Annotated in this window: 14 protein-coding genes; 10 read left to right on the forward strand and 4 right to left on the reverse strand. The window is 73.7% G+C overall.

From position 1 onward, the window contains the following. Window positions 1-38: 38 nt before the first annotated feature. A complete protein-coding gene (locus AB0C78_RS18885) occupies window positions 39-2,777 on the reverse strand; it encodes an AAA family ATPase (protein WP_360749286.1) in 2,739 nt (912 codons plus the stop codon). 288 nt (window positions 2,778-3,065) lie between these two features. Here AB0C78_RS18885 and AB0C78_RS18890 point away from each other — a divergent pair, with 288 nt between their 5' ends. Then, the gene (locus AB0C78_RS18890; protein ID WP_360749291.1) at window positions 3,066-4,682 is read left to right on the forward strand and encodes an ABC-F family ATP-binding cassette domain-containing protein; all 1,617 of its coding nucleotides are present in this window, start codon (window positions 3,066-3,068) and stop codon (window positions 4,680-4,682) included. Window positions 4,683-4,740: 58 nt separating this feature from the next. Here AB0C78_RS18890 and AB0C78_RS18895 read toward each other — a convergent pair whose 3' ends face one another. From AB0C78_RS18895 to AB0C78_RS18905, 3 genes are read right to left on the reverse strand one after another with little or no spacing between them, the layout of a single operon-like run. Further along, a complete protein-coding gene (locus tag AB0C78_RS18895; RefSeq protein ID WP_360749294.1) occupies window positions 4,741-5,589 on the reverse strand; it encodes an ABC transporter permease in 849 nt (282 codons plus the stop codon). Beyond that, window positions 5,586-6,554 carry an ATP-binding cassette domain-containing protein gene (locus tag AB0C78_RS18900; protein ID WP_360749297.1) on the reverse strand — a complete coding sequence of 323 codons (969 nt, stop codon included), beginning with the start codon at window positions 6,552-6,554 and terminating at the stop codon, window positions 5,586-5,588. Before AB0C78_RS18900 ends, AB0C78_RS18895 begins: the two co-directional genes overlap by 4 nt. After that, on the reverse strand, window positions 6,551-7,048 hold the full coding sequence (locus tag AB0C78_RS18905; protein ID WP_151544062.1) for a MarR family transcriptional regulator: 498 nt from the start codon (window positions 7,046-7,048) through the stop codon (window positions 6,551-6,553). Before AB0C78_RS18905 ends, AB0C78_RS18900 begins: the two co-directional genes overlap by 4 nt. Before the next feature lie 245 nt (window positions 7,049-7,293). Between AB0C78_RS18905 and argC the strand changes: the two genes are divergently transcribed. The 9 genes from argC (at window position 7,294) to tyrS (ending at window position 16,739) form a co-directional block, all read left to right on the forward strand. Further along, window positions 7,294-8,322: an N-acetyl-gamma-glutamyl-phosphate reductase gene (gene argC / locus AB0C78_RS18910; protein ID WP_360749301.1), complete on the forward strand. Its 1,029-nt coding sequence runs from the start codon at window positions 7,294-7,296 to the stop codon at window positions 8,320-8,322. Then, window positions 8,319-9,476, forward strand: coding sequence for a bifunctional glutamate N-acetyltransferase/amino-acid acetyltransferase ArgJ (argJ, locus tag AB0C78_RS18915; protein ID WP_360749304.1), 1,158 nt, complete (start codon window positions 8,319-8,321; stop codon window positions 9,474-9,476). Before argC ends, argJ begins: the two co-directional genes overlap by 4 nt. A 23-nt stretch (window positions 9,477-9,499) precedes the next feature. After that, window positions 9,500-10,414, forward strand: coding sequence for an acetylglutamate kinase (gene argB, locus AB0C78_RS18920; RefSeq protein ID WP_151544069.1), 915 nt, complete (start codon window positions 9,500-9,502; stop codon window positions 10,412-10,414). Next, window positions 10,411-11,613, forward strand: a complete 1,203-nt coding sequence (locus AB0C78_RS18925; RefSeq protein WP_360749307.1) for an acetylornithine transaminase — start codon at window positions 10,411-10,413, stop codon at window positions 11,611-11,613. The genes argB and AB0C78_RS18925 overlap by 4 nt, the downstream gene beginning before the upstream one ends. 3 nt (window positions 11,614-11,616) lie before the next feature. Then, window positions 11,617-12,537 (forward strand): ornithine carbamoyltransferase, encoded by a 921-nt coding sequence (argF, locus tag AB0C78_RS18930; RefSeq protein ID WP_360749310.1) that lies wholly within the window; start codon window positions 11,617-11,619, stop codon window positions 12,535-12,537. An 8-nt stretch (window positions 12,538-12,545) separates the two neighbouring features. After that, window positions 12,546-13,049: an arginine repressor gene (locus tag AB0C78_RS18935; RefSeq protein WP_173101892.1), complete on the forward strand. Its 504-nt coding sequence runs from the start codon at window positions 12,546-12,548 to the stop codon at window positions 13,047-13,049. A gap of 125 nt (window positions 13,050-13,174) precedes the next feature. After that, on the forward strand, window positions 13,175-14,593 hold the full coding sequence (gene argH, locus AB0C78_RS18940) for an argininosuccinate lyase (protein WP_360749314.1): 1,419 nt from the start codon (window positions 13,175-13,177) through the stop codon (window positions 14,591-14,593). 148 nt (window positions 14,594-14,741) lie between these two features. Further along, on the forward strand, window positions 14,742-15,377 hold the full coding sequence (locus AB0C78_RS18945; protein WP_151544067.1) for a DNA-3-methyladenine glycosylase: 636 nt from the start codon (window positions 14,742-14,744) through the stop codon (window positions 15,375-15,377). Window positions 15,378-15,461: 84 nt separating this feature from the next. Beyond that, window positions 15,462-16,739 carry a tyrosine--tRNA ligase gene (gene tyrS, locus AB0C78_RS18950; protein ID WP_360749318.1) on the forward strand — a complete coding sequence of 426 codons (1,278 nt, stop codon included), beginning with the start codon at window positions 15,462-15,464 and terminating at the stop codon, window positions 16,737-16,739. The last annotated feature ends 563 nt before the right edge of the window (window positions 16,740-17,302 follow it).

The raw sequence follows: 17,302 nt of genomic DNA on the forward strand, positions 1-17,302 counted from the left end.
TCCGCCCGGCGCCGTCCTAAGCGCGCCGCGTCCCGGGCTCAGGCCAGGCCGCGGTCGCGGGCGGCGGCCGCGGCCTCCCCCCGGGACGCGACGCCGAGCTTGGCGAGGATGTTCGACACGTGCACGCTGGCGGTCTTGGGGGAGATGACGAGTTCCTCGGCGATCTCCCGGTTGGAGCGTCCGCGCGCCAGCAGCCGCACCACCTCCGACTCGCGGGCGGTGAGCGGCCCGCCCGCCGGGCCGGACAGCCCGGCGCGGCGGGCGCGTTCGGAGATCCGCCGGGCCAGCGGCGCGGCGCCGAGGCGCGCGGCGATCCCGGCGGCGCGGTCGAGCCGCTCGGCGGCGGACGCCCGGTCGCCGCGCGCCAGGTCGGCGCAGGCCGCGTCGAACAGGGCCTGTGCGAGCGGATACGGCAGGTCCAGCCGTTCCCAGGTGCGGATCACCGCGTCCCAGCCGGCGGGGCCGCCGGTCAGCGCGGTCACGGCGGCCTTGTGCGCCGCCGCCACGGGCGTCGCGGCGGGCGTGCGGGCGGCCAGGGCGGCGATCTCGGACGGATCCGTGCCGCCGGCGCGCGCGATCGTCTCCAGCAGCGGCCAGAGGTAGCAGGGCTGCACGGCGAGGCGCGGATGGCGCAGGACGGCGTCCGCCGTTGTCCGGGCGGCGGGCCGGTCCTCCTCCGCCAGCCGCCACTCGACGATCATCTGGGCGAGGGGCAGCACCGTCTGCGGGGGCCCGGCGCCGAGCGGGACGGCGAGCGCCTCGGGATCGGGTTCCGGGCCGGTGCCCCGCGCGGCCAGCAGCGCGATCCGCCAGATCATCATCTGGAGGCGGACGGCCGGGCCGTGGTGGCGGTCCAGCCGCCGCGCGAGGAGTTCAGCGGCCTCGTCCCAGCGGCCGAGCCGGTACAGCGCCTCCACCTGGTTGACGGCCGGCGCGAGCCCCGTGCTGTGCGCGAGCCCCGCGTCCTCCGCCACGGCGAGCCCTTCGCCCGTGAGCGCCAGCGCCTCGGCGGCGCGGCCGGTGTTCAGCCGCGCGTGCGCGAGCGTGTTCAGCACCCGGACGCGCTCCCCGGCGCCGAGCCCGCGGGAGAGGAGCCGTTCCAGCGGTCCGGTGTCGCCGTCGCCGTCGCGCGCGGCGGCCGCGGCGACGATGAACTCCAGGCCGCCGGTCCGCGGCGCCGGGTCGAGGGCGGCGGCGAGCTCCAGCGCCTCGCGGCCGAGCCGTCCCCCCTCGTCCATCGCCCCGTGGACGAGCAGCCGGGAGGCGAGGTGCGCGAGCCTCTTGACGCGGTCCGGGGGCGAGGCGGCGGCGAGGCGTGCGGCCTCACGGAGGTCGTCCAGCTCGCCGTCGTGCCCCTGGAATCCGCGCAGCATCCCCCGGAGCGCGAGGAGCCGGGCGGCCTCGACGGGGGAGCGGGCCGGGTCGGTGCCGTCCAGCGCCTGTCGCACGAGCGGCAGCCCGCGCCTGGGGTCGCCGGCCGCGCTCGCGGCCTCCGCCGCCGCCTCCAGTACCCGCAGGCGGGTGCGCCCGGTCAGTTCGGCGGCGCCGGGGACGTCGTCCCACAGGGCGAGGACGCGTTCCAGCAGGGTCAGCTGCTCGGCGTAGGCGGTCGCCGCCTGCCGCTCGCCGGCGGCGCGCCACGCCGCGGCGAGCGCCTTGGCCGGGTCCCCGCACCCTTCCCAGTGGACGGCGAGGGCACCGAACGGGGCGTCGCTGAGCGCGGGGGCCCGCTCGATGGTCTCGGCGTAGCGGCGGTGCAGGCCGGTCCGCTCGCCCGGCAGCAGAGCGTCGTGGACGGCGTCGCGGATGAGCGCGTGCCGAAACGCGTACCCGTCTCCGCCGGCGGTCAGCAGGCCGTGCTCGACGGCCGGGCGCAGCGCCTCGCTCAGCTCGGCGTCCGTCCGCCCGGTCACCGCGGCGAGCAGGGCGTGGCCCACCCGGTCCCCGGCGGCGCTCGCCGCGCGCAGCGCCGCGCGGGTGGGCTCGGGGAGCCGGTCGACGCGGGCGAGCAGCAGGTCGCGCAGCGTCCCGGGCAGGGCCTCGCCGGGGTGCGCGACGAGCGTCTCGACGAACAGCGGGTTGCCGCCGCAGCGCGCGTGGACGTCCCGGACCGCGGCGTGGTCGGCGGCGCCGAGGATGCCGCGCATCTGGTCGGCCACCTCGGCGGCGGTCAGGGGCGGCAGGTCGAGCCGGGTGACGTGGGGGAGCCGCGCGAGCTCGGCGAACGGCGCGCGGGTCGCCGGGTCCTCGGGGCGGAACGTCACGACCAGCAGCACCCCGGGGCGCGGCGGGTTGCGGAGCAGGAAGGACAGCAGGTCGCGCGTCGAGGCGTCGGCCCAGTGCGCGTCCTCGACGACGAGGACGACCGGTTCGCGCGCGCCGAGCCGTTCGGCGAGCGTGAGCACGTGCTCGAACAGCCGCATCTGGCCGGTGCCGTCGTCGGGCGGCGGGGCGGCGGCGCTCAGCGCGGGCATCAGCCGGGCCAGCTCCGGCAGCGCCGCCGCGGGCATCAGCGCGGTGACCGCGTCCCGGCCGAGCCGCCGCAGGATCGCGGTGAACGGCGCGTAGGGCAGGCTCGCGGCGCCGAGGTCGAGGCAGCCGCCGGTGACGGCGCGGACGTCCCGGGAGAACTCCTCGACCAGGCGGGACTTGCCGCCGCCCGCCTCGGCGGCGACCAGCACGGCCGCGGCCTCGCCCGCGCGGGCGCGGTCATGGGCGGCGCGCAGCGCGGCCAGCTCGGCGGCGCGCCCGGCGAAGACCGGGCTGACGGGTCCCATGCGTTCAGCATGGCGGCACGCGTCCCGGCGATCCACCGGAATTCGCGCTAAAAGATACTTGTGTCGTGATAAGGGTCCGGGTAGCCTGGACGCGTCACATCGCCGCCCGGCAGGGAGAGTCCGTTGGAGTTCTGAGGTCCGGCACCGCGCAGCGGCCGTCCACCGGCCCGCGCACGACCTCAGCGGACTCCCGTCCCGCCGGGCTTTCCCATGCCCGCCCGCGCGTCGCGCGCCCTTCGCGGTGCCTCCATGTGTCCGCACACCCCCCGCCCGCCATGGAGGCCGCTCATGTCATTCGCCATCGTCTGCTCGGACCTGTCGTTCGGCTGGCCCGACGGCACCGCCGTCCTGGACGGGCTGGACGCCGCGTTCGGCCCCGGCCGGACCGGCCTGATCGGGGTCAACGGGTCCGGCAAGTCCACCCTGCTCAAGCTGATCGCCGGGGAGCTGCGTCCCGGTTCCGGGACCGTGAGCGTCGAGGGCGAGGTCGGCCACCTGCCGCAGAACCTCGCCCTGGACGGCGCCGCGACCGTCGCGGACCTGCTCGGCATCGGCGCGGCCCGCGCGGCGCTGCACGCCATCGAGCGCGGCGAGGCCACCGAGGAGAACTTCGCCGCCGTCGGCGACGGCTGGGACGTCGAGGAGCGCGCCCTCGCCGAGCTGGGCCGGCTCGGCCTCGGCCACCTCGACCTGGACCGTCCGGTCGCGGCGCTGTCGGGCGGCGAGACGGTGATGACCGGGCTCGCCGCGCTGTTCCTGGCCCGCCCCGACGTGCTGCTCCTCGACGAGCCGACCAACAACCTCGACCTGGACGCCCGGCACCGCCTGTACGCCGCCGTCGAGTCCTGGACGGGCGTGCTGGTCGTCGTCAGCCACGACCGGGAGCTGCTTGACCGGGTCGACGCCATCGCCGACCTGCGCGACGGCGCCGTCCGGTCGTTCGGCGGGAACCTGTCCGCCTACGAGGAGCTGCTCGCCGTCGAGAAGGAGGCCGCCGAACGGATGGTCCGCGTCGCCGGGACCGACCTGCGCCGCCAGAAGCGCGAACTGGAGGAGGCTCACGTCAAGCTCGCGCGCCGCAAGCGCTACGCGAACAAGATGTACGAGAACAAGCGGGAACCGAGGGCCGTCATGAAGCTGCGGAAGCGGGAGGCGCAGGTCTCGGCGGGCAAGCACCGCATCATGCACGAGGAACGCCTCGCCGGGGCGCGGACGCGGCTCGCCGAGGCGGAGGACGCCGTCCGCGAGGACGCCGCGATCCGGATCGAGCTGCCCGCCACCCGCGTCCCGGCCGGCCGGACGGTCGTCGCGGTCACCGGGCTGCGGGCGGCCGAGCCGGCGCCGGGCACGCTGAGCGAGCTGATCGTCCGGGGCCCGGAGCGGATCGCGCTGACCGGGCCGAACGGTTCGGGCAAGACGACGTTCCTGCGCGCGCTCACCGGCGAACGCGTCCCGGACGGCGTGTCGGTGCGGATCGGCGTGGACGGCGTCCGGTACCTGCCGCAGCGGCTCGACGTCCTCGACGGGGACCGCAGCGTCGTCGACAACGTGCGCGCGTTCGCGCCGTCGGCGACGCCGGCGGAGATCCGGCAGGGGCTGGCCCGGTTCCTCTTCCGGGGCGGGAGCGCCGACCGGCTCGCCGGAACCCTGTCGGGCGGCGAGCGGCTCCGCGCGGTGCTGGCGTCGCTGCTGCTCGCCGAACCGGCGCCGCAGCTCCTGCTGTTGGACGAGCCGACCAACGACCTCGACATGGCCAGTGCCGCGCAGCTCGGCCAGGCCCTCGCCGCCTACGAGGGCACGCTGCTCGTGGTCAGCCACGACCTGCCGTTCCTGCGGACGCTCGGCCTCACCCGCCGGCTGCGCATGGACCGCCGCACCGGCCTGTCCGAGGCGGAGCCCATGTGACGCGGCGAGGCCCCGCGCGGAACGTCCGCGCGGGGCCTCCATCCCTCCGGCACGCCGGTCAGGTCAGGACGCGGCGGGTGAACGTGCGCGTCGCGGCCCACGTCAGCAGGGCCGTCCCGCCGACGATGGCGAGCAGGAACGCCCACGCCGGCATGTGCGGGATGCCGGGCGTCAGGGTGCTGCGCAGCCCCTCGCTGACGTAGACGAGCGGGTTGAACAGGCTGAGGATCTGCAGCCACCGGATGTGGTCCAGCGCCGACCACGGGTAGTACACGCAGCCGAGCATCGTCATCGGCAGCAGCACCATCGCGAACAGGACCTGCACCTTCTGCGGGTTCAGCAGCGTGCCGAGCAGCAGCCCGCCCGCCGCGGCCAGCAGCGACCCCGCCACCATCACCACGACCAGCACGGGCCAGTTCTCGACGTGCACGTGCGGGGACTGGCCATCGGCGTGGATGAGCAGCACGGCCGGGAACACCAGCAGCCCGCCGATCAGCCCCTGCACCGCCGCCGCGACGATCTTCTGCACCGCCAGCAGCGGGATCGGCACCGGCGCGAGCGCCCGGTCGGTGATGGACTTCTGCCAGTTCAGCTCCATCATCAGCGGGAAGATCACCGCCATCATCGCCTGCATGATGATGGACGAGCCGACCAGCCCGGGCACCAGGATCGTGGAGAACGTCGGCCCGCCGGGCCCGCCCGCCATCGCGCCGCCGCCGAGCTTCGGCAGCACGTAGGAGAAGACGAACACGAACATCACCGGCTGCACCAGCACCCGGACGAACGTCGACAGGAAGTTCTTGCGCATCACCCGCGCCTCGCGCGCCATCATCGCGGCGAACGTGCGGGGGATCGTCGCCCGCGCCGCGGGCGGGGGCGTCAGGACGGTGGCGGCCGGGGCGCTCATTCGCGGTATTCCCTTCCGGTGAGGGTGAGGAAGACGGTCTCCAGGCTGGGGCGCAGCTGCGTGGCGTCGGTGACGCCGACGCCGGCGGCCGACCCGATCGCGACCAGCTCGCCCAGGATCCCGTCGGGCTCGGTGGCGAACACCCGCACCTGGCCGTCGTTGACCTCGACCTTGCTGATGCCGTCGCGGTCGGACAGCTTGTGGATCTGGTCGGGCGCGGGCGCGTCGTAGGCGACGGTGATGACGGTGTCGGCGCCCGCCGCGTTCTTCAGCTCGTCCACGGTGCCGGAGGCGAGGATCTTCCCGTGGTCGACGACCGCGACGCGGTCGCAGAGCGCCTCGGCCTCCTCCATGTAGTGGGTGGTGAGCAGGATCGTCTGCCCGCCGGCCTGCAGGCCGCGCAGCACCTCCCACAGGTTGGTGCGGGTCTGCGGGTCGAGGCCGGCGGTCGGCTCGTCCAGGAACAGCACCTCGGGCCCGTGCATCAGGGCGCGGCAGATCATCACCCGCTTGGCCTGCCCGCCCGACATCTCGAACGGGTTGCCCTTGCGGTGCTCGGTGAGCCCGAACAGCTCCATCAGCTCGTCGGCGCGGCGCCGGGCGTCGCGGGCGCTGAGCCCGAAGAACCGGCCGCGGAACTCCAGGTTCTCGGCGGCGGTGAGGTCGCTGTCGAGGGTGTTGTTCTGCGACACGACGCCGATCCGGCGCTTGATCTCGACGGCGTCCTTCACCACGTCGAGGCCGGACACCCGCGCGGTGCCGCCGGTCGGGACGACCAGGGTGGTGAGCATGCCGATGGTCGTGGACTTGCCCGCGCCGTTCGGGCCGAGCAGCCCGAAGAACTCGCCGCGCGGCACGTCGAGGTCGATGCCGCGGACGGCGGGCACCTCGGGCCGCGGCCCGGCGGCCGGGTAGGTCTTCTTCAGCTCCACCGTCTGGACGGCGGGCTCGGGGGGTGCGCTCACGCGCGGTCTCCCTTCCCTTGCGTGCCCTCGGAGTAGGTCTCGAACTGCTTGATCAGGTTGAGCAGGAACCGGCGGACGGCCGCCTCGTCGCCCTCGTCGACGACGTCGTAGAGCTCGTGCAGGTCCGCGCCGATCGGCCCGGACTTCTCGGCGACCAGCCGGCGGCCCGAGTCGGTGATGCGCAGCATCACCCCGCGCCGGTCGCGGTGCGAGCGCTCCCGGACGACGTGCCCGTTGCGCTCGAGCGTGTCGACGACCGACGTCACCGTGGCCGGGGTGACGAGCAGCCGCTTGGCGCACTCGCTCGGGCGCAGGCCGTCCTCGACGACGAGCAGGCGGAGCAGGAAGAACCCCGCGGGGCTGATGCCGTGCCGCTCGACGATCCGCCAGACGACGGGCCCCGACAGCCGCGTGGCGGCGGCGAAGAGCCGGCCGACGGGCCACTCCTCCATGGGGCCGAGGACCGTGAGGTCGCCGAAGCCGAGGTTCTCCATGGCGGCGATGTTAGGCCACTGATGGTTCGAGGGCAAATCTTTAGACACCTAATTACTCTCGGCGGCATGGATGTCAATGTAAGTTGACATCACGGCCGTGTCAACCAGTGTTGACATTCAGGAGGGTCGAGCGGCCGCGCGGTCCCTGTGTCGCTCGTCTCAGAACGCGCTGACCGCCGGTCCGACGTTGAATAGGTTTCCAGTTGCGTGCATACTCTTACCTGCTTGCTTCCGAAGGAGTGGACATGGGAATCCGGACGGCGGTCGCCGGCGCCAGCGGTTACGCGGGCGGCGAGCTGCTGCGCATCCTCGCGGGACATCCAGAGTTCGAGATCGGCGCGCTCACGGCCGGCGCCAACGCGGGCACGGAGCTCGGCGCGCACCAGCCGCATCTGCGATCCCTGGCCGGGCGCGTCCTGGAGGAGACCACCCCGGACACCCTGGCCGGCCACGACGTGGTGTTCCTGGCCCTGCCGCACGGGCAGTCCGGGCCGCTGGCGGCCGAGCTCGGCGACGACGTCCTCGTCGTCGACTGCGGCGCCGACCACCGGCTCACCGACCCCGCCGCCTGGGAGGCCTTCTACGGCACCCCGCACGCCGGCACCTGGCCGTACGGGCTGCCGGAGCTGCCGGGACAGCGGGACGCGCTGCGCTCCACCAAGCGGATCGCCGTCCCCGGCTGCTACCCGACCGCCGTCACCCTCGCGCTCTTCCCGGCGTTCGCCGCCGGGCTCGCCGAACCCGACGTCGTCGTGGTCGCCGCGTCCGGCACCTCCGGCGCCGGCCGGTCCCTCAAGCCGCACCTGCTCGGCAGCGAGGTCATGGGCTCGGTCAGCGCCTACGCGGCCGGCGGCGTCCACCGGCACACCCCCGAGATGACGCAGAACCTCGGCGCCGTCGCCGGCGAGCCGGTCACCGTGTCGTTCACGCCGACGCTGGCCCCGATGAGCCGCGGCATCCTCGCGACCTGCACCGCCAAGGCCCGTCCCGGCGTCACCGCCGCGACGCTCCGCGCCGCCTACGGCGACGCCTACGCCGGCGAGCCGTTCCTCGGCCTGCTGCCCGAGGGGCAGTGGCCCGCCACCTCCATGACGCTCGGCGCGAACACCGCGCTCGTCCAGATCGCCCTGGACGAGGCGGCCGGCCGCATCATCGCGGTCGCCGCCGTCGACAACCTCGCCAAGGGCACCGCGGGCGGCGCCGTCCAGAGCGCCAACCTCGCCCTCGGCCTCCCGGAAGAACTCGGGCTGACCACGATCGGAGTGTCCCCTTGAGCGTCACCGCCCCCCGGGGTTTCCGCGCCGCCGGCGTCGTCGCCGGGCTGAAGGACAGCGGCACCCGCGACCTGGCCCTCGTCGTCAACGACGGGCCGTCCCGCGCCGCCGCCGCCGTCTTCACCCGCAACCGCGTCAAGGCCGCGCCCGTCCTGTGGTCGGAGCAGGTCCTCAAGGGCGGCCGCGTCCGCGCGGTCGTGCTGAACTCCGGCGGCGCCAACGCCTGCACCGGCGCCCCCGGCTTCCAGGACACCCACGCCACCGCGGAGAAGGCCGCCGAGCTGCTCGTCGACTCCGCCGGCGAGATCGCCGTCTGCTCCACCGGCCTGATCGGGGAGCGGCTGCCGATGGACGCGCTGCTGCCCGGCGTGGACAAGGCCGTCGCCGAGCTGTCGCGCGGCGACGGCGGCCTCGCCGCCGCCGACGCGATCCGCACCACCGACACCGTCGCCAAGATCTCCTTCCGGCAGGGCGACGGCGGCTACATGATCGGCGCGATGGCCAAGGGCGCCGGCATGCTCGCCCCGTCCCTGGCCACCATGCTCTGCGTCATCACCACCGACGCCGACCTGCCCGCCGAGGCCCTCGACCGGTCGCTGCGCGCCGCCACCCGCGTCACCTTCGACCGGCTCGACTCCGACGGCTGCATGTCGACCAACGACACCGTCCTGCTGATGGCGTCCGGCGCGACCGGCGCCGTCCCCGCCGAGGAGGAGTTCACCGCGCTGCTCACCGAGGTGTGCGCCGACCTGACCCGGCAGCTCCTCGTGGACGCCGAGGGCGCGTCCAAGGCCATCGCGATCGAGGTCGTCGGCGCCGCGTCCGAGGACGACGCCGTCACGGTCGGCCGTTCCATCGCCCGCAACAACCTGCTCAAGTGCGCCATCCACGGCGAGGACCCCAACTGGGGACGGGTGCTGTCGGCGATCGGCACCACCGACGCCGTCTTCGAGCCCGACCAGCTCAACGTCGCGATCAACGGCGTGTGGGTGTGCCGGAACGGCTCGTTCGGCGACGACCGCGACAAGGTCGACATGCGCCCCCGCGACGTGACGATCACCGCCGACCTGTCCGCCGGCCCGCACAGCGCCACCGTCTGGACGAGCGACCTCACCGCCGACTACGTCCACGAGAACTCGGCGTACTCGACATGACCGCGATCACCAGCGGCGCGGACATGCGCAAGAACCGCGCCGGCGTCATGGGCAAGGCGGAGACGCTGATCAAGGCGCTGCCGTGGCTGGAGCGCTTCCACGGCACGACCGTCGTGATCAAGTACGGCGGGCACGCGATGACCGACGAGGCGCTGCGCCACCAGTTCGCCGAGGACATCGTGTTCCTGCGCTACGCCGGGCTGAAGCCGGTCATCGTGCACGGCGGCGGCCCGCAGATCAACGCCGCGCTGGAGCGCAACGGCATCGACTCGACGTTCACCGCCGGGCTGCGCGTCACCACCCCGGAGGCCATGGAGGTCGTCCGGATGGTCCTGACCGGGCAGGTGCAGCGCGACGTCGTCGGGCTGATCAACCGGCACGGGCCGTTCGCCGTCGGCATGTCCGGCGAGGACGCCAACCTGTTCACCGCCGAGCGCAAGCACGCGCTCGTCGACGGCGAGCGCGTCGACATCGGCCAGGTCGGCGAGATCGTCGAGGTGCAGGTCGGCGCCGTCCGCGCGCTGCTGGACGACGGCCGCGTCCCGGTCGTGTCGAGCGTCGCGCGCGGCGACGACGGCGAGGTGTACAACGTGAACGCCGACACGGCCGCGGCGGCGCTCGCCGTCGCGCTGGACGCGGTGAAGCTGGTCGTGCTCACCGACGTCGAGGGCCTGTACGCCGACTGGCCCGACAGCGACGACGTGATCGACCGGCTGACCACCGACGAGCTGGCGGCGCTGCTGCCGGAGCTGTCCGCCGGGATGGTGCCGAAGATGGAGGCGTGCCTGGCCGCCGTGCGCGGCGGCGTCCCCCAGGCGCACGTCCTGGACGGGCGGGTCCCGCACTCGCTGCTGCTGGAGATCTTCACCGACGAAGGGATCGGAACGATGGTGCTGCCGAGCCTCCCCGGCGGACCCGTGACGGAGGACCTCACATGAGCACGGCGGACCTGCGGAAGCGGTTCGAGGCCGCGTTCATGCCGAACTACGGCGTCCCGCCGGTCGCGCTCGCGCGCGGCGAGGGCTGCCGGGTGTGGGACGCCGACGGCCGCGAGTACCTCGACCTGATCGCCGGGATCGCGGTCAGCTCGCTCGGGCACGCCCACCCCGCCCTCGTCGAGGCGGTGTCCGCGCAGGCCGCGACCATCGCCCACACGTCCAACCTGTTCCTGAACGAGCCGGAGGTGCTGCTCGCCGAGCGGCTGCTCGGCCTGCTCGGCGGCGACGGGCGGGTGTTCCTCGCCAACAGCGGCACCGAGGCCAACGAGGCCGCCCTCAAGCTCGCGATCAAGTACGGCAAGACGAACGGCCGCACGTACTTCGTCGCGACGGAGAACGGCTTCCACGGCCGCAGCATGGGCGCGCTGTCGCTCACCGGGAAGAAGGCGATCCGCGAGCCGTTCGGCCCGTTCGCCATCGACGTCCGGTTCGTCCCCTACGGCGACGCGGACGCGCTCAAGGCCGCCGTGGACGGGCAGTGCGCCGCGGTGTTCCTCGAGCCCACGCAGGGCGAGGCCGGGGTCGTCCCGCCGCCCCACGGGTACTTCGCCGAGGCCCGCCGGATCTGCGACGCGACCGGCGCGCTGTTCGTCGCCGACGAGATCCAGTCCGCGATCGGCCGGACCGGCGCCTGGTTCGCGTTCCAGCACGAGAACGCCCGCCCGGACGTCCTCACGCTCGCGAAGGGCCTCGGCGGCGGCCTGCCGATCGGCGCGTGCGTCGCGTTCGGCGAGCACGGCGAGATCTTCGCCAAGGGCGACCACGGCAGCACGTTCGGCGGCAACCCGGTCAGCGCCGCCGCAGCCCTCGCCGTCCTCGACACCATCGAGAAGGACGGGCTCCTCGCCAACGCCGCCGCCGTGGGGGAGACCCTCGCGTCCGGCATCGAGGCGATCGGCCACCCGCTGCTCAAGGGCGTCCGCGGCCGGGGCCTGTGGCGCGCCGCCGTCCTCACCGGCCCGCACGCGCCCGCCGTCGAGGCCGCCGCCCGCGACGCCGGCTTCCTGATCAACGCCCTCCAGCCGGACGCGCTGCGGCTCGCCCCGCCGCTCGTCCTCACCGAGGAGCAGGCCCGCTCGTTCACCACCGCGTTCCCCTCGATCCTCGACGCCGCCGCGTCCGCCGTGAAGGAGAGCTGACCCATGACCGTCCGGCACTTCCTGCGCGACGACGACCTCGCGCCCGCCGAGCAGGCCGAGGTCCTCGACCTCGCCGCGACGATGAAGAAGGACCGGTTCGCCCACCGGCCCCTGGAGGGCCCGCGGTCGGTCGCGGTGCTGTTCGACAAGCCGTCCACCCGGACCCGGCTGTCGTTCGCCGCCGGCATCGCCGAACTCGGCGGCAACGCCCTCGTCATGGACGCCGGCACCAGCCAGCTCGGCCGCGGCGAGACCATCGCCGACACCGCCCGCGTCCTGGAACGCCAGGTCGCCGCGATCGTCTGGCGGACCGCCGGGCAGGAGCGCATCGAGGAGATGGCCGCCGGCACGGCCGTCCCCGTCGTCAACGCCCTCACCGACGAGTTCCACCCCTGCCAGATCCTCGCCGACCTGCAGACCGTCCGGGAGGCCAAGGGCGCCCTCGCCGGCGCGACCCTCGCCTACTTCGGCGACGGCGCGAACAACATGGCCCACTCCTACCTGCTCGGCTGCGCCACCGCCGGGATGCACGTCCGCGTCGCCGCGCCGGCGTCCCTGCCGCCCGACCCCACCGTCGTGGCGCGCGCCACCGAGATCGCCGCCGCCACCGGCGGGTCGGTGACCGTCACCGGCGACGCCGCGCAGGCCGCCGCCGGAGCCGACGTCCTCGCCACCGACACTTGGGTGTCGATGGGCGAGGAGGGCAAGGAGACCTCCCTCTACGAGCCGTACCAGGTGAACGAGGAGCTCCTCGCCCGCGCCGACCCCGAGGCGGTCGTCCTGCACTGCCTGCCCGCCTACCGCGGCAAGGAGATCACCGCCGGCGTCCTCGACGGCCCCCGCAGCCGCGTGTGGGACGAGGCGGAGAACCGGCTGCACGCCCAGAAGGCCCTGCTCGCCTGGCTGCTGGAGCGATCCCGGTGACCACCCCGATGACCAAGACCGCCCGCCAGTCCCGGGTGATCGACCTGCTGACCCGCCACCCCGTCCACTCGCAGGGCGAGCTCGCCAAGCTCCTGCAGGACGACGGCGTCGACGTCACCCAGGCCACCCTCTCCCGCGACCTCGTCGAGATCGGCGCCGTCAAGCTCCGCGCCGACGACGGCAGCCTCATCTACGCCGTCCCCGGCGAGGGCGGCGAGCGGATCCGCCGCGCCCGCACCGGCGCCGCCGAGACCTTCGCCGGACGGCTCTCCCGGATCGCCGCCGAACTGCTCGTCTCGGCGGAGGCGTCGGCGAACCTGGTCATCGTCCGCACCCCGCCGGGCGCGGCCCAGTACCTCGCCTCGGCGATCGACCACGCCGAATGGCCGACGATCCTCGGCACGGTCGCGGGCGACGACTCCATCCTCGTCATCGCCCGCGACCCGGACGGCGGCGACGAGGTCGCCGAGGCGCTCCTCAGGCTGACCGCCGGCCGGGAACGACGAGGCTAGCGCCGCCCGCCGCCCGCGCGGCGGGACCGCCCCGCCGCGCGGGGCGCCTGACGCGCGCCCCGGCACCGGGGCATGGTGGGATGGCGAGTACACGAACGCACAGCGCCGAGAAGAAGAGGAATTCCGTGACCAAGGCACCGACGCGACTGTGGGGCGGCCGGTTCGAGGGCGGCCCGTCGGACGCGCTCGCGCGGCTCTCGGTGAGCGTCCAGTTCGACTGGCGGCTCGCCCCGTACGACCTGATGGGCTCGCGCGCCCACGCCCGCGTCCTCAACCGGGCCGGGCTGCTCACCGACGACGAGCTCGAGCGCATGATCGGTGCCCTCGACGACCTCGAGGCCGCCTGCCGGTCCGGGGAGTTCCGGCCCGCCGTCGCCGACGAGGACGTGCACACCGCCCTCGAACGCGGCCTCCTCGAGCGCCTCGGCGCCCTCGGCGGCAAGCTGCGCGCCGGCCGCAGCCGCAACGACCAGGTCGCCACCGACCTGCGCCTCTACCTGCGCGACCACGCCCGGCAGATCGTCTCCCGGCTCGTCGAGCTGGAGACCGCGCTGATCGCGCAGGCCGAGCACAACCTCGGGGTCGCCGCGCCCGGCATGACCCACCTGCAGCACGCGCAGCCCGTGCTGTTCTCCCACCAGCTGCTCGCGCACGTCCAGCCGCTCACCCGCGACATCGACCGGCTCCGCGACTGGGACAAGCGCGCCGCGATCTCCCCGCTCGGCTCCGGCGCCCTCGCCGGCTCCTCGCTGCCCCTGGACCCGCAGGCCACCGCCGCCGAGCTCGGCTTCGACGCCGCCGCGCCCAACTCCATGGACGCCGTCGCCGACCGCGACTTCGTCGCCGAGTTCCTGTTCACCGCCGCGCTGATCGGCGTGCACCTGTCCCGCCTCGGCGAGGAGGTCTGCCTCTGGGCGTCGCAGGAGTTCCGCTGGATCGAGATGGACGACACCTACGCCACCGGGTCGTCGATCATGCCGCAGAAGAAGAACCCCGACGTCGCCGAGCTGGCCCGCGGCAAGGCCGGCCGCCTCATCGGCCACCTCGTCGGGCTCCTCACGACCCTCAAGGGCCTCCCGCTCACCTACAACCGCGACCTCCAGGAGGACAAGGAGGGCGCGTTCGACGCCGTCGAGACGCTGCTGCTCGTCCTGCCCGCGATGTCCGGCCTGATCGCCACCATGCGGGTCAACACCGAGCGGCTGGAGACCTCCGCGCCCGACGGGTTCGCCCTCGCCACCGACCTCGCCGAGCTGCTGGTGCGGCGCGGCGTCGCGTTCCGCGACGCCCACGAGGTCGTCGGGCACCTCGTCGTCTGGTGCCAGGTCAACGACAAGGACTTCGACGACCTCACCGACGACGAGCTGGCCAAGGTGTCGCCGCACCTCACGCCGGACGTCCGCGAGGTCCTCAACGTCCAGGGCGCCCTCGCGTCCCGCAAGGCCTACGGCGGCACCGCCCCCGACCGCGTCCGCGAGCAGATCGCGGCGCTCCGCGCCCAGGTCAACGACCACGCCTCCTGGGCCGCCGACTCCGACGCCTGACCGCCGCCTGGAGCGGAGCGGAAGGCGGCGGTCGAGCCGCCCTTTGCCGGTGCGTCCCGTTACGGGGGACTCACCGGGGCCGGGGCGGTCGGCGCCGCCCTCTAGGCTGGTCGACCGGCGGACCACCCCCCTAGACCACGGTGAGGCGATGGACGGCACGTTGCTGCCACGGGACTTCTTCGACCGGCCGGTGGACGAGGTGGCGCCCTCGCTGCTCGGGCACGTGATCACGCATCGCACGCCCGAGGGCGAGGTCGCCGCGCGGCTCACCGAGGTCGAGGCGTACGCGGGCCCGCTCGACCCCGCGTCCCACGCGTACCGCGGCGAGACGCCGCGCAACGCGGTCATGTTCGGCCCGCCCGGGCACGTCTACGTGTACTTCACCTACGGCATGCACTTCTGCATGAACCTGGTCTGCGGGCCCGAGGGGACGTCGTCGGCGGTGCTGCTGCGCGCCGGCGAGATCATCGCGGGGGAGGATCTCGCCCGGGCCCGCCGCCCGAAGTCCACCGTCCGGGACCTGGCCCGCGGCCCGGCCCGGCTGTGCCAGGCCCTCGGCGTCGTCCGGGACCAGAACGGGCTGGACGTGTGCACCCCCGGCGGCGAGATGACGGTCCTGCACGGCGAGCCCGCCGACCCCGCGCTGATCCGCAGCGGACCGCGGACCGGCGTCAACGGTGCCAAGGAGGTGCCGTGGCGGTTCTACGTCGACGGCGACCCGACGGTGTCGCCGTACCGGGCGCACGTCCCGCGCGTCCGGCGGAAGGCCGCCGGGCGGGCCTGACCTCCGAATATCGTTGGCGTGGGCTTCCGCCCATCGGGCAGTCTGGTGAAAGAGCCGGACGGCAAGGCTGAGACGAGGGAGAACGTGACCGACATCCTGGATGACCTCGCGTGGCGCGACCTGATCGCGCAGTCCACCGATCTGGACGAGATGCGGGCGCAGCTCGCCGCGGGGCCGGTCACGCTGTATTGCGGTTTCGACCCGACGGCGCCCTCGCTGCACCTCGGCAACCTCATCCAGATCCTCGTGCTGCGGCGCTTCCAGAAGGCGGGGCACCGCCCGCTCGGGCTCGTCGGCGGCGCCACCGGCCTCATCGGCGACCCGAGCGGCAAGAGCGCCGAACGCGTCCTGAACTCCGAGGAGACCGTCGCGGGGTGGGTCGAGCGGATCCGCGGCCAGGTGTCGCGGTTCCTGGACTTCGACGACGGCCCCACCGGCGCCACCATGGTCAGCAACCTCGACTGGACCGGCCCCATGTCGGCCATCGAGTTCCTGCGCGACATCGGCAAGCACTTCCCGGTCAACCGGATGCTCGCCCGCGAGACCGTCAAGGCGCGCCTCGACACCACCGGCATGAGCTACACCGAGTTCAGCTACGTGCTCCTGCAGTCCATGGACTTCCTGGAGCTGTACCGGCGGCACGGGTGCGTGCTGCAGACGGGCGGCAGCGACCAGTGGGGCAACCTCACTGCCGGTGTCGACCTCATCCGCCGCGTCGAGGGCGGCAGCGCGCACGCGCTCACGACGCCGCTGCTCACCAAGGCCGACGGGACGAAGTTCGGCAAGACCGCCGGCGGCGAGACGTACTGGCTCGACCCCGACCTGACCTCGCCGTACGCGTTCTACCAGTTCTGGATCAACGCCGACGACCGCGACGTCGAGAAGTTCCTCAAGGTCTTCAGCTTCCGCTCCCGCGAGGAGATCGAGGACCTGGTCAAGCAGGGCGCCGACCGGCCCGCCGCCCGCGTGCCGCAGCGCGCCCTCGCCGAGGAGATGACCACGCTCGTCCACGGCGCGGACGAGACGGCGGCGGTCATCGCCGCCTCCAAGGCCCTGTTCGGCCAGGGAGCCCTCGAGGAACTGGACGAGCGGACCCTCCGGTCGGCACTGGCGGAGGTGCCCCGCACGGAGATCCCGCCCGGTGAGCTCCCGCCCGTCGTGGACCTTCTGGCGGCCTCAGGGCTCTGCAAGAGCAAGTCGGAGGCCCGGCGGACGATCACTCAGGGCGGCGTGTACCTGAACAACGCCAAGGTCGAGTCGGAGGACGCCGTCCCGGCGTCCGGTGACCTGCTGCACGGCCGCTTCCTCGTCCTGCGGCGGGGCAAGCGGAACATCGGCGGCGTCGAGGTGACCGCGTCCTGAACCGCGCACGACGTACGCCCGTCCGGACCTCTCCGGGCGGGCGTACGCCATGTCCAGGGAAAACATCGGTAGACACACGTCACAGTGCGGTCACGAGGGGCCTCAACTGGGCCTGTCTGGGGCCACAAAACACCCTCTGACCTGCTTAAACGTGTCCTGGGCGGTCGATTTGACGACCCTCTCGCGGGGACCTAATGTTCTACACGCCCCACGGGGGAGCGGGACGCCGACAAGGCGGCCGGCCCCGGGGAACCTCCACAGACCGGCTGGGACGGACGTGTCCGCACCCCAAAAGGGACGCTGGAGGCCGAACCGCCCAGAGTTTGACAAAGCGGGCGGATCGGGTAGGCTTGAAGGGTTGCCCCGGAGCGGGGCTCGCGGGAGCGGGTCCGGCGCGGTGGGTGTCCGTTTCTTGAGAACTCAACAGCGTGTTAAAAGCCAGTGCCTTTATCGACCCGGCTAGTTGGCCGGGTCGCCCCGTGGCCATCTCTTCGGAGGTGGTGGGGATTTCTTTGAGGCAAAGCGATCTTTGATCGCGTTGCTGGGATTTTCTTCTGAGGTTT

This window comes from Actinomadura sp. NPDC048394 (genome assembly GCF_040651755.1).
Classification (GTDB): Bacteria; Actinomycetota; Actinomycetes; order Streptosporangiales; family Streptosporangiaceae; genus Spirillospora; species Spirillospora montaniterrae.

What these genes read in the sequence shown, in the direction of transcription:
- AB0C78_RS18890 (WP_360749291.1), top strand. Translation starts at nt 3,066, where the DNA reads ATGTCATTCGCCATCGTCTGCTCGGACCTGTCGTTCGGCTGGCCCGAC.
- AB0C78_RS18935 (WP_173101892.1), top strand. Translation starts at nt 12,546, where the DNA reads ATGACCAAGACCGCCCGCCAGTCCCGGGTGATCGACCTGCTGACCCGC.
- AB0C78_RS18905 (WP_151544062.1), bottom strand. Translation starts at nt 7,048, where the DNA reads ATGGAGAACCTCGGCTTCGGCGACCTCACGGTCCTCGGCCCCATGGAG.
- AB0C78_RS18895 (WP_360749294.1), bottom strand. Translation starts at nt 5,589, where the DNA reads ATGAGCGCCCCGGCCGCCACCGTCCTGACGCCCCCGCCCGCGGCGCGG.
- AB0C78_RS18885 (WP_360749286.1), bottom strand. Translation starts at nt 2,777, where the DNA reads ATGGGACCCGTCAGCCCGGTCTTCGCCGGGCGCGCCGCCGAGCTGGCC.
- argC (WP_360749301.1), top strand. Translation starts at nt 7,294, where the DNA reads ATGGGAATCCGGACGGCGGTCGCCGGCGCCAGCGGTTACGCGGGCGGC.
- argF (WP_360749310.1), top strand. Translation starts at nt 11,617, where the DNA reads ATGACCGTCCGGCACTTCCTGCGCGACGACGACCTCGCGCCCGCCGAG.
- AB0C78_RS18925 (WP_360749307.1), top strand. Translation starts at nt 10,411, where the DNA reads ATGAGCACGGCGGACCTGCGGAAGCGGTTCGAGGCCGCGTTCATGCCG.
- AB0C78_RS18945 (WP_151544067.1), top strand. Translation starts at nt 14,742, where the DNA reads ATGGACGGCACGTTGCTGCCACGGGACTTCTTCGACCGGCCGGTGGAC.
- argB (WP_151544069.1), top strand. Translation starts at nt 9,500, where the DNA reads ATGCGCAAGAACCGCGCCGGCGTCATGGGCAAGGCGGAGACGCTGATC.